This window comes from Enterococcus alcedinis, assembly GCF_014635985.1.
Lineage (GTDB): Bacteria > Bacillota > Bacilli > Lactobacillales > Enterococcaceae > Enterococcus_I > Enterococcus_I alcedinis.
The window spans coordinates 303,048-320,095 of record NZ_BMDT01000001.1 but is presented as its reverse complement, the minus strand read 5'-3'; the positions used below and the strand labels follow the sequence as shown (position 1 = coordinate 320,095).

The window sequence follows — 17,048 nt, the reverse complement described above, 5'->3', positions numbered from 1 at the left end:
TGTATCTTCACTCTATTTTAGAGAATTTAATTGAAAAAGGCAACAAGAAAGGAAATGCGTTGAAAACAAAATGTTTTCTCACATTTCCTTGACTAACCGGCTTCGTTATTCAGTTTCTTGTTCACTAGCTTCTAACTTTTCAATTTCTTCTAAAAACTCTTTGCTAACTTCCTCATACTCACCAATTACTGCTTTGTTTGGAATCGCATCAATATTGGCGTAAAATTCAATATGATTTTTTAAATTGGTGAACGTCATTGGTGCGTCTCCTCCATATTCGCCATCTAAATTAATCATTAGACGCTTCTCTGGATTCGGAATGTTCACTTCCAATTTGGTCGTTTTGGTATAAATAAGACGTTTGTCATTTACGTGTTTTCCACCACTTAACATTAAACGAATTAAATGAATAATCTCAAAAATATTCGCAGTTTTAACGATTATTAACGAGAATTTTCCATCATCCAACTTGGCATCCGGAACGATTTGCTCGAAACCGCCCACAGAATTCGTTAATCCTAGGAAAAACATGGATGCATCGCCTTCATAGATACCGTCATCATATTTCAGATGCATCTTGATTGGTTTAACTTGCGGCAATAACTCTGCACCTTTTGCCAGATAAGCTAAATAGCCAAAGATGCTTTTTAGTTCTGAAGGCACTTCATATGTCAATTCTGTTAAATGTCCACCTGCTGCGATATTAATGAAATACATTTCCGCAGCTTGACCGATATCCATTTTAAGTGTTTGGTTTTTTAGTATGACTTCTGCCGCAGCGCGAATATTATCTCGCGGTACTTTCAAAGCACGCGCATAATCATTGGTTGTCCCTCCAGGAATAATCGCCATTTTCGGACGTTTTTCCAGAGGAGCAATTCCATTGACAACTTCATTAATAGTGCCATCACCACCAGCTGCAACGATTAAATCAAAGCCAGCTTCGGCTGCTCGTTGGGCTTCCTTCTTGGCAGACTCTGGTTCAGCTGTCGTGGCATAGGCGCTTGCTTCAAAACCAGCTTGTTCCAACACGTCTAAAATATCAGGTAAATTCTTTTTCATTAGTTCTTTACCTGAAGTAGGATTGTAAATAACCCGAGCTTTTTTCATGCTGCACCTCTTAACGTTTTGATAATTCTTCTTGTAGTAGTTTATTCACAACACCAGGATTTGCTTTTCCTCGTGTTGCTTTCATAATTTGACCGACTAAGAAACCAACTGCACGATCCTTACCATTTTTGAAATCATCAATCGATTGTTGATTATTGTCTAAAACTTCATTAATCATCGGTAATAATTGACTTGGATCGGATAATTGAATTAATCCTTGATCTTCAACGACTTTCTTCGCTTCGCCACCATTTAAAATTAACTCACGGAAAACTTTTTTAGCAATTTTCGAACTAATCGTTCCATCTTCAATTAATGCAATCATTCCAGCTAAGTTTTCAGGTGTTAACTTTGTATCGTGTAATTCTATTTTTTCACTGTTTAAGTATGCTGAAACTTCGCCCATTAACCAGTTTGATGCTTGTTTCGCATCTGCTCCTGCATTAATCGTTGCGTCAAAGAAATCAGACATTTCTTTTGTTAACGTCAAGACCATTGCATCGTATTCTGGCAATTCAAAATCAGCAATGTAACGTGCACGACGAGCTGCTGGCATTTCAGGTAATGATTGGCGTACTTTTTCAACCCACTCATCGCTAATTTCGAAGCGAGGAACATCTGGTTCTGGGAAGAAACGGTAATCCGCTGATCCTTCTTTAACACGCATTAAGCTCGTTGAGTTCGTTGCTTCTTCAAAGCGACGTGTTTCTTGTTGGATTTCTCCACCTGAAAGTAAGACTTTTGCTTGACGTTTTTCTTCATAAATTAAACCACGGCGAACAAAGTTTAATGAGTTCAAGTTTTTAATCTCTGCTTTTGTTCCAAATTCTTCTTGACCATACGGACGTAAAGAAATGTTGGCGTCACAACGCATTGATCCTTCTTCCATTTTCACATCTGAAACGCCTGTGAATTGGATGATTGAACGTAATGCTTCAATAAACGCGTATGCTTCATCTGGTGAGCGCATATCTGCTTCTGAAACAATTTCGATTAACGGTGTGCCTTGACGGTTTAAATCGACGTGTGAATAACCATCCATACCATGTAAATTTTTACCCGCATCTTCTTCTAAGTGAACACGGTTAATACGAATAATTTTCTTTTCACCGTTCACTTCGATTTCAATCCAACCATCGTGTCCGATTGGCTTGTCATCTTGTGAAATTTGGTAAGCTTTTGGATTATCTGGGTAGAAATAGTTTTTACGGTCAAAATACGTATCTTGCGAAATTTGACAATTTAGCGCAAGAGCTGCTTTCATACCATATTCTAAGGCTTGTTTGTTCATTACTGGTAATACACCAGGATAACCCCAGTCAATCACATGGGTGTTTGTATTTGGCTCTGCACCAAAATGAGCGGGTGCTGGCGAGAAAATTTTTGAATTTGTTTTTAATTCAACGTGGACTTCAAGCCCAATGACTGTTTCGAAGTTCATTATTTATCTCCTCCTAAAATCACTGGTTTTTTCGTGTGGAAATCAGTCGCTTGCTCAAAAGCGTAAGCGGCTTGATACATGGTTTGTTCATCAAAATGTTTCCCAATAATTTGTAAGCCTACTGGTAATCCTTCTGAGAAACCAGCTGGAATCGACATTCCTGGTAAGCCTGCTAAATTCACTGGAATCGTTAATAAATCACTTAAGTACATCGCAACTGGATCAGCAATGTTTTCGCCTAAACCATAAGCTACGTTTGGTGCTGATGGGCCAATGATAATGTCGTAGTTTTTAAAGACATTGTCAAAGTCTTGTTTGATTAATGTACGGACTTGTCCAGCTTTCTTAAAGTGTGCATCGTAAAATCCTGAACTTAATGAGAAGCTACCTAACATAATACGACGTTTGACTTCTGTTCCAAAGCCTTCGCTACGTGATTTTACATAAACATCTTCTAATGTTTCAATGTTTTCTGAACGGTAACCAAAGCGGATGCCGTCAAAACGTTGTAAGTTTGAACTTGCTTCTGAAGACGCAATGATGTAGTAAGCTGCTACACCGTATTTTGAATGCGGTAAGCTAACTTCTTCAACGATTGCCCCTAATTTACGGTAAGTATCTGCGGCTTCTAAAATCGCCGCTTTAATTTCAGGTTGAATTCCTTCACCTAAATATTCTTTCGGTAACGCAATACGCATTCCTTTCACTTCACCTGTTAATTTCGCAGTGAAATCTGGAACTGAACGACCAGAAGATGTGCCATCTTGTGCGTCAAAACCACTAATCGCATTTAATGTATAGGCATTGTCTTCAACGTTACGAGTCAATGGACCAATTTGGTCTAAAGAAGATGAAAAGGCAATTAAACCATAACGAGAAACACGACCATAAGTTGGTTTCATCCCAACAATCCCATTAAAGGCTGCTGGTTGACGAATCGATCCACCAGTATCTGTTCCTAATGATACTGGAATTTGGCCTGCGGCAACGGCTGCTGCTGAACCACCAGATGACCCTCCTGGAACTTTCGTGTGATCCCAAGCGTTTTTAGTTGTTTTAAAATACGATGTTTCCGAACTTCCACCCATCGCAAATTCATCCATGTTTAATTTCCCAACTGGAATCATGTCTGATTGATAGATTTTATCCATCACAGTAGCATCATAAATTGGATCAAAATTATAAAGCATTTTTGATGCTGCTGTTGTTCTTAAATCTTTCGTTACAATATTATCTTTGATCCCAATTGGAATTCCAGCTAAAACATTGCTATCTGTAATCCCTTTTAAGTCAATTGCTTTCGCTAATTCCAGTGCTTTTTCTTCATTTAAAGTAATGAATGAATCCACTTTTGGTTCTGTTTCGTTAATACGGTCAAATGTCGCACGAGTTAAATCCGTTGCTGTAATTTCTCGTGAAGCCAGTAAGTTATGTAACTCAACTAAACTTTTATCATATAATTTCGTCATTATGCACCAGCCTCCCCATTATCCATAATCGCTGGTACTTTAATAAAGCCATCTTCTGATTCTGGAACATTTTTCATTAATTCATCGCGATTCCAACCTTCAGCCGGTACATCTTCGCGCATCACATTAATGACATCGACTACGTTTGATGTAAAGGGAACACCTTCTGTATCCACTTCCTCTAACATTTCAACCATATCAATAATTTTTCCTAATTGAACGGTAAATTCTTGTAATTCGTCATCACTAAAAGACAACTTTGCTAAGTTAGCAACGTGTTTGACTTCTTTTTCACTAATTGCCAATATTATCCCCCTCTTATCCATTCATGCAACTTTGCATTTTCTTTTCACTGTATTGTATCATTTTATCGCCCTTGTTGAAATGATAATCCCGTTTTTTTCATGAGATTCCGCTATTTTACTGATTTTCAAGGCTTTCTCTCTCTTTTTAATTAACGAAATTGATATGAAATCACTTCTTTGGTTCCCGCTTTTCGCCCCACATAGGCTTGCGGTGTTGTGACCGATTGAATCTGGACTTCAACTGTTCCTTGAATATCTTCAAATAGCGATTCAATTTGTTTTCCTACAAATTGAGCCAAACTGTCAATTTCTGTTTGACTAAAATATTTCGAGTCCAAATTAATAACAATCGTTTCGATCTCACGCTCAATAAAATGAACTTTTCCAGTCACACCAACAACCTTTGGAAAAGCTGTTTGTAGACTAGATTGAAACGTTTGGAAGACCTTATTGATTCCTTCCTCTGTCGCAATATTTGTCTGTCCACTTAAAACAGGCAACGTTACATAAGCCTCATTGACTTCATCAAAAACATCGACGGCTTGTTCTCCATCTTTGCTAACGGCCTTATAAATATAACGTCCACCATTAATATCTTTCTTATTCGCTTGTTCAAAAATCCCAATCATAATTGGAATTTTTTCAAATTGAGGTGTTTTTCGAAGACGACTTAAAATAGCATTGACTGTCTTTTTGATCTGTCTCATCAAGACGTCTTGAGAAATCTGCTCTTGAACCTCGCCTGACTCATCATAACGGGTAAATGCTAAGCCAAAACTCAAACCACCTAAAGTACGTCCCTCTTCTTTAAAAAAATCATATTCAATAATTTGTTGGAAAATAAGCGGTTGTTTAGGATCACTAGCATTTAAGCCTTCTGGATTCTCTTTTGATTCACGGCCCAACCATTTCGTGACTGTCTCTTCATCTAAGACTTGACCTTCATGAAAGTAATACAAATCGGTAGGAAATATTTCCTTCGAAAACTGTAGCAAACCCGTTTCAAAATTTCTTTGATTAAAGCCACTGCTCGATCCACTCGCCGTTATTCCACGAATCGTACTCGTTTGATACGTTCCTTCAGTTAGGATTCCTTGATACACGCCATGGTCTACACGCCCCGTTGTCACGGTTTGGTTCGCTGCTTGTGTATCCCGAATCGGTTTGACTTCTTTTTCAAGATTTCCACAGCCAGAAATCAAAAAGAGACTGGCCGCGATAATTAATAGAGAGTTTCGTTTCCTCATCGCTTATTCTCCTTTCTATTCTACTGCGGTAACGAATTGTGCCTCCGTCCAAATCTCAATACCTAGACTTTGGGCCTTGGTTAATTTACTTCCTGCCTCTTCTCCGGCAATCACTAAATCGGTTTTCTTCGAAACGCTCCCCGTTATTTTTCCACCTTGATTTTCAATGATAGCTTTCGCCTCATCGCGGTTAAAGTGGGTCAACTTCCCTGTCAAAACAACGGTCTTATCTTTGAAAATCGATGTTACTTCTGAAAGCTCTACAGATGTTTTGCCTAAATAAGTCAAATTCACACCAGCTGTTTGAAATTCAACGAGCAATTCCTGAACTTCTTTGTTGTCAAAGTAATTTACCACACTGTCAGCAATCGTCTCTCCAATTGAGAAAATACTTGAGATTTCTTCTTTAGTAGCCAAACTTAAAGTCGGAATATCTCCGAAATGCTCGAGTAATATTTTGGCTGCTTTGGCACCTACATGACGAATACCTAAACCAAATAATAAGCGCTCTGCTGAATTCGTCTTACTATTTTGAATCGCTGTTAAAAAATTATTTGCTGATTTTTCTTTGATTTTATCTAAATTTAAAAAATCCGCTTCGGTAAGCAAGTACAAATCAGCAACATCTTTGACAAAGCCTTTGTCAAACAACTGTGCTAAAACTTTTGGTCCTAAACCATCAATATTCATCGCATTTCGTGAAACAAAATGATTCAGTCCTTCTTTCATTTGAGCTGGACACTTAGGATTAATACAACGTAAAGCAACTTCTTCTTCTAAATGAACGAGTTCACTATCGCAGACAGGGCAATGCGTTGGTATCTCATAAGGCACACTACTTTCGGGACGTTTATCCTTTATCACATACGCAACTTCTGGAATAATATCCCCCGCTTTATAAATAATCACCTGATCGTTTAAACGAATATCTTTTGCCTCAATGAAATCACGGTTATGTAAACTCGCGCGTGCAACCGTTGTTCCCGCCACTTTTACAGGCGTCATCACTGCTGTCGGTGTCACAACACCTGTTCGTCCAATCGTCCATTCAATATCTTCGATTGTTGTTTCAACTTCTTCTGGGGGAAATTTATAAGCAATAGCCCATCTTGGCGCACGAACAGTAAATCCTAAAGCCTCTTGTTGGGCAAAATCATTCACTTTAATCACAACACCATCAATTTCATAAGGTAATTCACTACGTTTTTGATGATATTCCTGAATGTATTCCCAAACTTCACTCATATTTTGACATAAACGATGCTCACGATTGATTTTAAAGCCCAATTCGTCTAATTCCATTAATGCATCCGCTTGATTCGTCACATGTAACGTACCCGCATCGGCTACGGTATATAAAAAGCTACTTAAATTTCGTTTGGCTGTTACACTTGAATCCAACTGGCGTACACTTCCCGCCGCGGCATTTCTTGGATTAGCAAAAACATCTTGTCCCGCTTCCTCTCGCTCCTTGTTTAATTGAATGAACGATTGCTTTGGCATATAACACTCACCACGAACTTCCATTGAGTAAGGATGAGTCAATTGCAACGGAATAGAACGAATCGTTTTTACGTTTACGGTGATATCTTCACCAATCGTTCCATCCCCTCGTGTCGCTCCGCGAACAAGTTTTCCTTCTTCATAACGTAAGGAAATCGAAAGTCCATCAATTTTCAATTCACATGTATAGGAGACTTCTTTTCCTAAAGCTTTTTCAACCCGTTGATTAAAAGCAATCAAGTCCGCTTCACTAAACGCATCATTTAAGCTAAATAACGGAATTTCATGATTCACTTTTTCAAAGCCTGGTGAAATAATTCCACCGACACGCTGAGTCGGTGAATCACTCGCAATTAGCATCGGATATTGCTCTTCTAACGCTACAAGTTCAGCGTATAATCGATCATAAACAAAATCTTCAATGGTTGGCTGGTCTTTTACATAATATTCGTGAGCATATTGATTTAATTCTTCTACCAGCTCTTTCATTCTTTGTTGTGCTTCCATAAAGACCCTCCTATTTGTACTTTTATTCTATTTTTTCAATCGGTGCAAAGGCAGCTAATAAGCGCTTGACACCTTGTTGAGGAAAAGCAATAAATAACTCCGTATCTTGTCCTTCACTAATCATCTTAACCACGGTCCCTTGTCCCCATTTTTTATGATTGACCTTATCACCAATCGACCAATCGCTTGTGTGAGCACCCGTCATTTTCTTACTTGAAACGGTTGCCTTAGTTGGTTGATGATAGACAGGTTTTAAGACTTGCGGTTTGCTGTAGCCTTGCGTAGTAGCTGCCGGACGACTCGAGGTCTCCTCTAGCAAGGTTTGGTTAATTTCACTAATAAATCGTGACGGTCGATTGTATTGACTACGACCATAGAGCATGCGTGAAAAGGCATTCGTCAGATAGAGCTTTTCTTCTGCACGCGTAATTCCAACATATGCTAAGCGACGCTCTTCCTCAACGTCTTTATCTTCTATTAATGAGCGTGAGGACGGAAAGACATTTTCTTCCATACCAACTAAAAAGACGATTGGGAACTCTAGCCCTTTAGCCGCATGTAAAGTCATTAATGTCACTTGGGTACTTTCTTCTTCGTAGGAATCGACATCGGAAAGTAGCGCTAAATCATTCAAGAAAATAATTAAACGTTCTTCTGGTGTCGTTTCACCTTCTTCATTTTCGGCATTCGCTTTGTATTGCTTATCAAATTCTTGAGTAACTGTTAAGAATTCTTCTAAGTTTTCAATTCTAGCTTGTGATTCTAACGTATTTTGAATACGTAATTCGTTGATGTATCCACTTTTTTCAAGTACTTGTTCTGTCAATTCAGTCACACTTAAATAAGGTATCATCTGCGTGAAATCCATCATCATCTTGCCAAAAGTTTTTAATTCTGCCCCTGCTTTACCAGAGATATTTGCTAAATCAGCATTTTGGGCCGTTTCTAATAGCGACCAATCATGAATATTGGCAAACTGATGCAACTTATTTAAAGAAGTTGGTCCAACACCCCGTTTGGGTACATTAATGATTCGTTCAAGACTAATCGAATCACTTGGGTTGGCAATCGCGTTTAAATAAGCTAGTAAATCTTTAATCTCTTTACGATCATAGAATTTGTGTCCTCCGACCATCTTATAAGGGATATTAGCCTTTAAAAGGGCATCTTCAATTGCACGTGATTGGGCATTGGTTCGATATAAAACGGCGAAATCACTATATTTACGATTCTCTTCACGAATTCCTTGACCGATTTGATTGACAATAAATTGACCTTCTTCTCGTTCACTCTGACCGCGATAATACGTAATCGCTTTTCCTGCAGGATTATCGGTCCATAATTTTTTTTCATGACGGTTGTGATTATTTTGAATGACCTGGTTCGCAGCTTCTAGGATTGTTTGTGTTGAACGATAGTTTTGCTCAAGCAAAATGACCTTTGCCTCAGGGTAATCTTTTTCAAAATCTAAGATGTTTTGCATATCTGCACCACGCCAACCATAAATACTTTGATCCGCATCACCAACGACACAAAGATTTTTGAAACGATCCGCTAACAAATTAACTAACGTATACTGCGCATGGTTCGTATCTTGATATTCATCAACATGGATGTATTGAAATTTCGCTTGATAGAAACTTAAAACTTCTGGCGCTTCTTCGAATAATCGAATGGTATTCATTATCAAATCATCAAAATCCATGCATTGATTTCGTTGCAATTCCTTTTGGTAACGAGTATAACATTTTGCTACGATTTGTTGATAATAATCACCTTTTTGGGTTTCATACTTTTTGGGTGTGACGATGTCATTTTTCGCATTTGAAATCGTCGCTAAAATACCTCGAGCATCATATTTTTTAGGATCTAAATTTAGCTCCTTAATGATTCGTTTCATAACTGATAACTGTTCTGAAGAATCTAAAATCGTGAAATTTTGAGAATAGCCAATTTTGTCAATGTCTCTACGTAAAATTCGAACACACATTGAGTGGAACGTTGATACCCAAACATCCTCACCTTGAGAGCCTAATAATTGGACTACACGCTCTTTCATTTCTTTAGCGGCCTTATTCGTAAAGGTAATCGCTAAAATATTCCATGGATTAATCATTTTCTCTTGAATGAGATATGCAATTCGATGTGTCAACACACGGGTTTTTCCACTTCCGGCACCAGCCATTAATAGTAGCGGACCTTGTGTTAGTTGCACCGCTTCTTGTTGTCGTTCGTTCATTCCATTTAATAGTACATGCTTGGATGACATAAAATTCAAACATCCTTTCTTTTTTCATCTCTTCAATTATAGCACCTCCTGATTTGTCATCAAAGGGAACAAGTAACAAAAATCGATTCTTTTCTAAATCCTTTCATTTCGAGTGATTGTTTCTGGTTGTTTTTGACTGATTTCGATTGATTCAATAAATGGAATATGATATATTCATAGACAAGGAGTGATGTAAATGCTTACAGAAGAGCGTTATCAATTTATTTTATCATTTTTAGAAACAAACCAAACAATTACCATCCATGAAATAACTCGCTCGCTCGGCACTTCCGAGTCAACCATTCGTCGAGATTTACAAACTTTAGAAGATCGCGGTTTGTTAATTCGTGTGCATGGGGGCGCCAAGAAAAAGCAACAGTTAAACTACGAACCTTCAATGAATGAAAAAAAAACACAGCGTCATTTAGAAAAAAAGGCTATCGCTCAATTAGCCGTCACAAAACTCCAACGAAACGATATGATTTATCTCGATGCTGGGTCGACAACCCTTGAAATGATTTCCCTCTTACCAAAAGATTATGATTTGACGGTTGTTACAAACTCTGTCACACACGCTATCCATTTGTTAGACGCACAAATTCCGACGATTATTCTAGGCGGTTCATTAAAAATGCGCACTGATGCTATTTTGGGTTCAACTGCTGTCCAACAATTACAACAACTTTATTTCGATAAAGCCTTTCTTGGAATCAATGGCATCGATGTTCAATCTGGTTTCACCACGCCCGATCCAGAGGAAGCTTTCTTGAAAAAAACAGCAGCTAACCAAAGTCAAAAAACATTTGTTTTAGCCGATCATTCAAAATTTAAAGAACGTAGCTTCTCCCAAGTGTTACCACTAGTCAACGCGCACATCCTAACAGACAATTGTCCTGTTGACATTTTATCTAAGATCCAAAAAATAACAAATATCACGGAGGTTAACCAATGATTTATACAGTAACCCTTAATCCTTCGATTGATTATGTTGTCCATGTCGAACAAGTTGAACTGGGACAAATTAATCGAACAAACAAAGAATTTAAATTTCCTGGAGGCAAAGGAATCAACGTTTCCAGAATCCTAGAGAGCTTGGACATTCCTACGACTGCCTTAGGTTTTCTCGGTGGCTTTACCGGAGACTTTATTCAGTCCGCTTTACAACAAGAAAAAATTATGACTAACTTCACTAAAATCACAAAAGATAGCCGCATCAACATTAAATTAAAATCTGATACTGAAACAGAAATTAATGGTTCGGGTCCGACGATTTCTCCCGCCGAGATAAAAGACTTCTTAAAAACTTTCGATTCACTCACAACTAACGATACCGTTGTTTTAGCCGGGAATCGTCCCAACAGCTTGCCGAAAGACTTTTATCAACAGCTCATTACGCAGATTCAAGAGAAAAATGCGCACTTTGTTATTGATACAACTGGTGATGATTTGTTAAATGCCCTTCCCTATAAGCCACTCTTGATTAAACCTAACAATGATGAACTCGCTGATTTATATCAAACAAACATTTCAAGCTTTAGTGATTTGCTTCATTACGGAAAAAAACTTTTAGAAGATGGTCCTGAGCACGTTATTATCTCAATGGCTGGCGACGGCGCTCTGCTCTTTACTAAAGAAGGGGTTTATCAAGCAGATGCAATTAAAAGACCTTTAAAAAACTCTGTCGGCGCAGGTGATTCTATGATCGCTGGTTTCGTGGGTCAATATTCACTTAACCATGATCCAGTAGAAGCCTTTCGTTGGGGTGTTGCTTGCGGTAGTGCAACTGCTTTTTCAGATGATTTAGCACAAAAAGAATTGATATTAGCTTTGCTACCAGAAGTTAAAATCACCAAAATTGAGGAGGAAATATAATGGAAATCACAGACTTGTTGCGACAAGATGCCATGATTATGGATTTAAAAGCAAGTGATAAAATAACAGCTATTGATGAAATGGTTGAACGACTTTACGACATCGGAGCAATCAGCGACCGAGCAGCATTCAAAGTTGGAATCATTGCCCGCGAAGAACAAACATCCACCGGCCTTGGTGATGGAATTGCGATGCCTCACGCTAAAAACGCCTCAGTAAAACAAGCGACTGTTTTATTTGCTAAAAGTCAAAACGGGATTGATTACGAAGCTTTGGACGGACAACCGACCTTTTTATTTTTTATGATTGCAGCTCCCGAGGGGGCAAATCAAACACATTTACAAGCTTTGGCTGCTCTTTCTGGACGCTTAATTGATCCGGTATTTGTGAATCAATTGAAAAACGTCCAAACTCCTGAAGAAGTTTTCGAACTTTTTAATCAAATTGGAAAAGAACAAGAACCTGAAAATGAAGAAAACGAAAACCTTAATCGCCCTTTCTTAGTCGCAGTTACTGCGTGTCCGACGGGTATTGCGCACACTTTTATGGCGGCTGACGCGCTCAAACGTAAAGCCAACGAAATGGGCGTTGAAATCAAAGTCGAAACAAACGGTTCTGAAGGGGTTAAAAACAAACTAACACCTAACGACATTAAAAGAGCAACAGCCGTAATTGTCGCAGCTGATAAGAAAATCGAGATGAATCGTTTCGATGGAAAACCTTTACTGAATCGACCCGTTAGTGATGGTATTCGTAAAACAGAGAGTTTAATTAACGAAGCCCTGTCTGGTTCCGCACCGATTTACCATGGTGATGCATCAGCTACACTAGAAGAAACACAAAAAAGTGGTTCTTTTGGGCAAGAAATCTATAAGAACTTAATGAATGGCGTTTCCCATATGCTACCTTTTGTGATTGCTGGTGGGATTTTAATTGCTCTGTCCTTTATGATTGATCAATTTATCGGTGTCCCTGTTGATTCTTTAGATCAACTAGGTAGCTATAATATTCAAGCGGCCTGGTTCAACCAAATCGGTGGCGCCGCGTTTAGCTTTATGCTTCCTGTATTAGCCGGTTTCATTGCCATGAGTATTGGTGATCGTCCTGGTCTAGTGGCTGGTTTTGCTGCTGGCGCTTTAGCTAGTAGTGGTGGTGCTGGTTTCCTCGGCGCTCTCGTTGGTGGTTTTCTGGCAGGTTATGTCGTTCTCTTCTTAAGAAAGATCTTACGCTCTTTGCCAAAATCCCTTGACGGTATTAAGACGATTTTATTTTATCCAGTTTTCGGCTTATTAATAACCGGACTGTTAATGTTACTAATTAATGTACCGATGAAATTAATTAATGATGCCTTAAATAATTTCTTGTTAAGCATGGATGGTACAAATGCTGCGTTACTAGGAATCATTTTAGGAGTCATGATGGCTGCTGACCTTGGAGGGCCGATTAATAAAGCCGCCTATGTCTTTGGTACTGGTACTTTAGCTTCAACTGTAGCTACAGGAGGAAGCGTCGTTATGGCTTCTGTGATGGCGGCCGGCATGGTGCCTCCATTGGCAATTTTTATTGCCACACGACTGTTTAAAAACAAATTCACTCAACAAGAACGAGAAGCTGGCTTAACAAACATTGTCATGGGACTATCTTTCGTAACTGAAGGAGCGATTCCTTTTGCAGCCGCAGATCCCTTACGCGCTATCCCTAGTTTTATGGTAGGTGCAGGACTTGCTGGTGGTCTCGTCGGGGCATTTAGTATTAAATTATTGGCACCACATGGTGGCGTCTTTGTTATTTTCTTACTTAGCAACCCATTCATGTATTTATTGTTTATTTTAGTTGGTGCACTCGTTTCTGGTATCCTTTTGGGTGTATTAAAACAACAATCAAAATAAACAAAATCCCACCGTTGGCTATTTCGCTTCTGCCAACGGTGGGATTTTTTATTGTTATTTCATTAATCTAAGCCGATTTCTTCCCGAACGACTGCCGAAATTTTCTCGACATAATATTCAACCAACTCATCAGTTGGCGCTTCAGCCATCACACGCAATAATGGTTCTGTTCCGGATGGACGGACTAAGATACGCCCATTCCCGCCCATTTCTAACTCCGCTTCTTCGATGACTGCTTTAATTGCTGGAACATCCATCGCACCATTTTTATTTGACACTCGAATATTAACGAGTTTTTGCGGATAAATCGTTACTTCTGCTGCTAATTCTGATAATTTCTTCCCTGTTTGTTTCATGACATTTAATAGTTGGATACCGGACAACATCCCATCCCCAGTTGTATTAAAGTCTAGGAAAATCATATGACCAGACTGCTCGCCACCAAAGTTATAGTCGTTTTTACGCATCTCTTCCACAACATAACGGTCACCAACTTGGGTGATCACATCTTTCATTCCCGCTTCTTCGACTGCTTTACGGAAACCTAGATTACTCATCACAGTTGTAACGATTGTATCTTTTTTCAAACGTTTATGTTGGGCTAGATATTTCGCACAAATATACATGATTTTATCACCATCGACGATATTTCCTAGTTCATCAACTGCAATAATTCGATCACCATCGCCATCAAACGCTAGGCCTACATCTGCTTGTTTTTCAACGACAAACTCAGCTAATTTCTCTGGATGAGTCGATCCGACACCATCATTAATATTTAATCCATTTGGTGAGGTACCCATTGTAAAGAAATCTGTTTCTAAATCAGCAAATAATCGATGAACCAATGTTGAAGTCGCACCATGGGCACCGTCAATACAGACCTTGATTCCTGACAAATCGCCATTAATCGTTTGCTCTAAGAATTTAGAATATTTTAATAATCCTTCTGGAAACTCACCGACTGTTCCCAAACCTTGAGCTGACGGACGTGGTAATACGTCTTCTTCTGCGTCTAGCAACGCTTCAATTTCTAATTCTTGTTCATCAACTAATTTAAATCCATCATTACCAAAGAATTTAATCCCATTGTCTTCAGCAGGATTATGTGAAGCTGAAATCATTACACCCGCACTCGCTTTTTGTGTACGCGTTAAATAAGAAACACCTGGTGTTGCAATCACGCCTAATTGTAGGACTTCGATACCAACAGATAGTAAACCAGCAATCAACGCGCTTTCTAGCATTTCCCCAGAAATTCGAGTGTCTCGGCCAACAAGTACACGTGGACGTTGAGAGCCTGTCTCGTGTTGGCTTAAAACATAACCACCATAGCGACCTAATTTAAATGCTAATTCTGGTGTTAGTTCTTTATTGGCTTCACCACGAACACCATCTGTTCCAAAATATTTACCCATAGTTATTTTATCTCCTTGTCTACTAATCGTTTCTATTAATTACTTGTTTCGGATGTTTGATCCGTTGTGTTGCTTTCTTGAGTCTGTGTCTCACTATTGATTGTTTCTTTTGATTCTTCGGATGTCTCTTTTGAATCTTCAGAACTTTCCTTCATCACAATTGGTACCGGTGTGATTGTTAACAGTACTTGTTGAGGATGAACGAAGACTCCTTCACTTGCGCTTAGAGTAACTGAGCGCTCAGTATATTCTTTAATCTTCGAAATATCAATCGGCACACTTAAACTTTGATAGTTAGCTAATAAATCAAGCGAACCAATCAAGACCGCCGTCTGCTGACTTAAACGAATTTCAAAATGTGAAATCCCCTGTGGTAACGTGCCTGTTTGCTCAACCGTCAATGGCACTTCTTTTTGCGGTGCTTTTATTTCTAATGTAACGAGTACTTTTTCTGGCGAGAGGATGGTATTTAAAATTTCACCATTCTTATCTACGGCATAAATTGGTATTTCTTTTGATAAGTTTTGATTAATCCCCTCTAATGAATCAAGATTAGCAACCACTTGAGCGATTTCTAGCATGCTTTCATGACCTGTTCTCACTTCAACTTCAGCTGGATTAACTTTTGCACCTGTCAATTGGTAACCTTCTGCTAAATTTTGATTGGAAATATTAACTTCGACTGGAAAAGTCTTCGTTTCAAGTCGTTCAATCGTGACCGTAATACTTGTCGGCTCAATCGAGGCCTCGACACCACTAATCAAGTTTTGAACTTTTAAAGGCACAACATGCGTTCCTTCTTCTAGCTGAGTCAAATCAGCCACTACTCGAAAAGTTCTCGTTTCCTCATTAATTTCGCCATTTAAAAGAATGCGATTTAAACTACTCAAACGAACCGTCACTGTTGGTTCATAACCTTGAATAAAATACTTGTCAGCATCGTAGTTTGGTTGGATCACAACGGCTTGAATGGTTTCTTCAAAGCGATTTGGCGACAAAATACCCGCAGTAAAGTTTGAACTTTTTGTACTAAAAAATAGAATCAAACTAAAGACTAACGATAATAATGCATACATTACATTTGTCACTCGATTTCTTGTAAACATTATCGGTCACCTCGCGTCAATCGATTGATTTCTTTCCATAGCGTCACAAATATATTCTTTTTTTCTGGGTCTTTAACTTCTGGAATGAGGTTTTGATTTAGCATTTCAACATACTCTTCTGAAGTTAAATTGGAATACAAATGGTTTTGATGCGCAATACTGATTTCTCCCGTTTCTTCTGAAACAATTAAAGTCAGAGAATCCGTCACTTCGGCAATTCCTACAGCCGCACGGTGTCTCGTTCCAAAATGTTTTGGAATTAACAAACTATCCGACAATGGCAAGTAGGCACTGGCTACAGCAATTTTTCCGTCTCGAATAATAACTGCACCGTCATGTAAGGGAGTGTTTGGAATAAAAATGTTAATTAGTAATTCTTCTGATAAATCAGCGTCTAAACGAATACCCGTTTCGATGTATTCTTCGAGCGATGTGTTGTTCTCAATTGTAATCAGCGCACCAATTTTCCGCTTAGACATGTATTGTAATGCTTTGTCTAGCGCTGTTACCATTGCCTCATCTTGATTTATTTTATTTTTTTCAGAACTGAGCAATGTAGTACGCCCTAAATGTTCTAATCCGCGACGGATTTCAGGTTGGAAAATAACGATACCTGCAATCACACCATAAACAATAATCTGGTCCATTAACCATGAAAGTGTATGTAGACCGATAATTTCTGAAAAGAATCGAATTGCTACAAAAACAGCAACTCCCTTGAATAATTGCAAAGCTTTTGTTTTTCGTAATAATTGAATCAATTTATAGATCATAAACCAAACAACAAGCACATCTAAAATATTAATAAAAAGCGAGCTTGTAAACATATCCCACGAAAAAAACTGCAACCAATATTCTAGTCGAAACCATTCACCTATATTACTCACATCCGCATACCTCCCTTTTTTCATA

The 17,048-nt window shown here is 38.6% G+C and carries 13 protein-coding genes; 3 read left to right on the top strand and 10 right to left on the bottom strand.

Translation table 11 applies throughout. The features are described from left to right. Nucleotides 1–105: 105 nt before the first annotated feature. The 7 genes from IEV09_RS01510 to pcrA form a co-directional block, all read right to left on the bottom strand. Nucleotides 106–1,110 (bottom strand): diacylglycerol kinase, encoded by a 1,005-nt coding sequence (locus IEV09_RS01510; RefSeq protein ID WP_188366491.1) that lies wholly within the window; start codon nucleotides 1,108–1,110, stop codon nucleotides 106–108. 10 nt (nucleotides 1,111–1,120) lie between these two features. Then, the gene (gene gatB / locus IEV09_RS01505) at nucleotides 1,121–2,551 is read right to left on the bottom strand and encodes an Asp-tRNA(Asn)/Glu-tRNA(Gln) amidotransferase subunit GatB (protein ID WP_188366490.1); all 1,431 of its coding nucleotides are present in this window, start codon (nucleotides 2,549–2,551) and stop codon (nucleotides 1,121–1,123) included. Beyond that, nucleotides 2,551–4,020, bottom strand: a complete 1,470-nt coding sequence (gene gatA / locus IEV09_RS01500; RefSeq protein WP_188366489.1) for an Asp-tRNA(Asn)/Glu-tRNA(Gln) amidotransferase subunit GatA — start codon at nucleotides 4,018–4,020, stop codon at nucleotides 2,551–2,553. Before gatA ends, gatB begins: the two co-directional genes overlap by 1 nt. After that, nucleotides 4,020–4,325 carry an Asp-tRNA(Asn)/Glu-tRNA(Gln) amidotransferase subunit GatC gene (gene gatC / locus IEV09_RS01495; RefSeq protein WP_188366488.1) on the bottom strand — a complete coding sequence of 102 codons (306 nt, stop codon included), beginning with the start codon at nucleotides 4,323–4,325 and terminating at the stop codon, nucleotides 4,020–4,022. Before gatC ends, gatA begins: the two co-directional genes overlap by 1 nt. A 149-nt stretch (nucleotides 4,326–4,474) precedes the next feature. Then, nucleotides 4,475–5,572 (bottom strand): CamS family sex pheromone protein, encoded by a 1,098-nt coding sequence (locus IEV09_RS01490; RefSeq protein ID WP_188366487.1) that lies wholly within the window; start codon nucleotides 5,570–5,572, stop codon nucleotides 4,475–4,477. 15 nt (nucleotides 5,573–5,587) lie between these two features. Continuing rightward, the gene (gene ligA / locus IEV09_RS01485) at nucleotides 5,588–7,582 is read right to left on the bottom strand and encodes an NAD-dependent DNA ligase LigA (protein ID WP_188366486.1); all 1,995 of its coding nucleotides are present in this window, start codon (nucleotides 7,580–7,582) and stop codon (nucleotides 5,588–5,590) included. A 22-nt stretch (nucleotides 7,583–7,604) separates the two neighbouring features. Further along, nucleotides 7,605–9,851, bottom strand: a complete 2,247-nt coding sequence (gene pcrA / locus IEV09_RS01480; RefSeq protein WP_188366485.1) for a DNA helicase PcrA — start codon at nucleotides 9,849–9,851, stop codon at nucleotides 7,605–7,607. Nucleotides 9,852–10,047: 196 nt separating this feature from the next. Between pcrA and IEV09_RS01475 the strand changes: the two genes are divergently transcribed. From IEV09_RS01475 to IEV09_RS01465, 3 genes are read left to right on the top strand one after another with little or no spacing between them, the layout of a single operon-like run. Beyond that, nucleotides 10,048–10,803 carry a DeoR/GlpR family DNA-binding transcription regulator gene (locus tag IEV09_RS01475; RefSeq protein WP_188366484.1) on the top strand — a complete coding sequence of 252 codons (756 nt, stop codon included), beginning with the start codon at nucleotides 10,048–10,050 and terminating at the stop codon, nucleotides 10,801–10,803. Continuing rightward, nucleotides 10,800–11,723 carry a 1-phosphofructokinase gene (gene pfkB / locus IEV09_RS01470; RefSeq protein ID WP_188366483.1) on the top strand — a complete coding sequence of 308 codons (924 nt, stop codon included), beginning with the start codon at nucleotides 10,800–10,802 and terminating at the stop codon, nucleotides 11,721–11,723. Before IEV09_RS01475 ends, pfkB begins: the two co-directional genes overlap by 4 nt. Beyond that, nucleotides 11,723–13,612, top strand: coding sequence for a PTS fructose transporter subunit IIABC (locus IEV09_RS01465; protein WP_188366482.1), 1,890 nt, complete (start codon nucleotides 11,723–11,725; stop codon nucleotides 13,610–13,612). Before pfkB ends, IEV09_RS01465 begins: the two co-directional genes overlap by 1 nt. A gap of 62 nt (nucleotides 13,613–13,674) precedes the next feature. Here the strand turns inward: IEV09_RS01465 and glmM are convergent, their stop codons facing one another. Genes glmM through cdaA form a run of 3 tightly spaced genes read right to left on the bottom strand, consistent with a single transcriptional unit; the run spans nucleotide 13,675 to nucleotide 17,023 of the window. Beyond that, nucleotides 13,675–15,030: a phosphoglucosamine mutase gene (glmM, locus tag IEV09_RS01460; protein WP_188366481.1), complete on the bottom strand. Its 1,356-nt coding sequence runs from the start codon at nucleotides 15,028–15,030 to the stop codon at nucleotides 13,675–13,677. A gap of 35 nt (nucleotides 15,031–15,065) precedes the next feature. Further along, complete coding sequence (locus IEV09_RS01455) at nucleotides 15,066–16,136, bottom strand: CdaR family protein (RefSeq protein WP_188366480.1); 1,071 nt, start codon at nucleotides 16,134–16,136, stop codon at nucleotides 15,066–15,068. Further along, nucleotides 16,136–17,023, bottom strand: a complete 888-nt coding sequence (cdaA, locus tag IEV09_RS01450) for a diadenylate cyclase CdaA (protein WP_188366479.1) — start codon at nucleotides 17,021–17,023, stop codon at nucleotides 16,136–16,138. The genes IEV09_RS01455 and cdaA overlap by 1 nt, the downstream gene beginning before the upstream one ends. Between the last annotated feature and the right edge of the window lie 25 nt (nucleotides 17,024–17,048).

Coding starts and splice junctions, on each gene's coding strand:
- IEV09_RS01490 (WP_188366487.1), bottom strand. CDS start 5,572: ATGAGGAAACGAAACTCTCTATTAATTATCGCGGCCAGTCTCTTTTTG.
- IEV09_RS01455 (WP_188366480.1), bottom strand. CDS start 16,136: ATGTTTACAAGAAATCGAGTGACAAATGTAATGTATGCATTATTATCG.
- ligA (WP_188366486.1), bottom strand. CDS start 7,582: ATGGAAGCACAACAAAGAATGAAAGAGCTGGTAGAAGAATTAAATCAA.
- IEV09_RS01465 (WP_188366482.1), top strand. CDS start 11,723: ATGGAAATCACAGACTTGTTGCGACAAGATGCCATGATTATGGATTTA.
- gatA (WP_188366489.1), bottom strand. CDS start 4,020: ATGACGAAATTATATGATAAAAGTTTAGTTGAGTTACATAACTTACTG.
- IEV09_RS01510 (WP_188366491.1), bottom strand. CDS start 1,110: ATGAAAAAAGCTCGGGTTATTTACAATCCTACTTCAGGTAAAGAACTA.
- gatB (WP_188366490.1), bottom strand. CDS start 2,551: ATGAACTTCGAAACAGTCATTGGGCTTGAAGTCCACGTTGAATTAAAA.
- pfkB (WP_188366483.1), top strand. CDS start 10,800: ATGATTTATACAGTAACCCTTAATCCTTCGATTGATTATGTTGTCCAT.
- IEV09_RS01475 (WP_188366484.1), top strand. CDS start 10,048: ATGCTTACAGAAGAGCGTTATCAATTTATTTTATCATTTTTAGAAACA.
- pcrA (WP_188366485.1), bottom strand. CDS start 9,851: ATGTCATCCAAGCATGTACTATTAAATGGAATGAACGAACGACAACAA.
- glmM (WP_188366481.1), bottom strand. CDS start 15,030: ATGGGTAAATATTTTGGAACAGATGGTGTTCGTGGTGAAGCCAATAAA.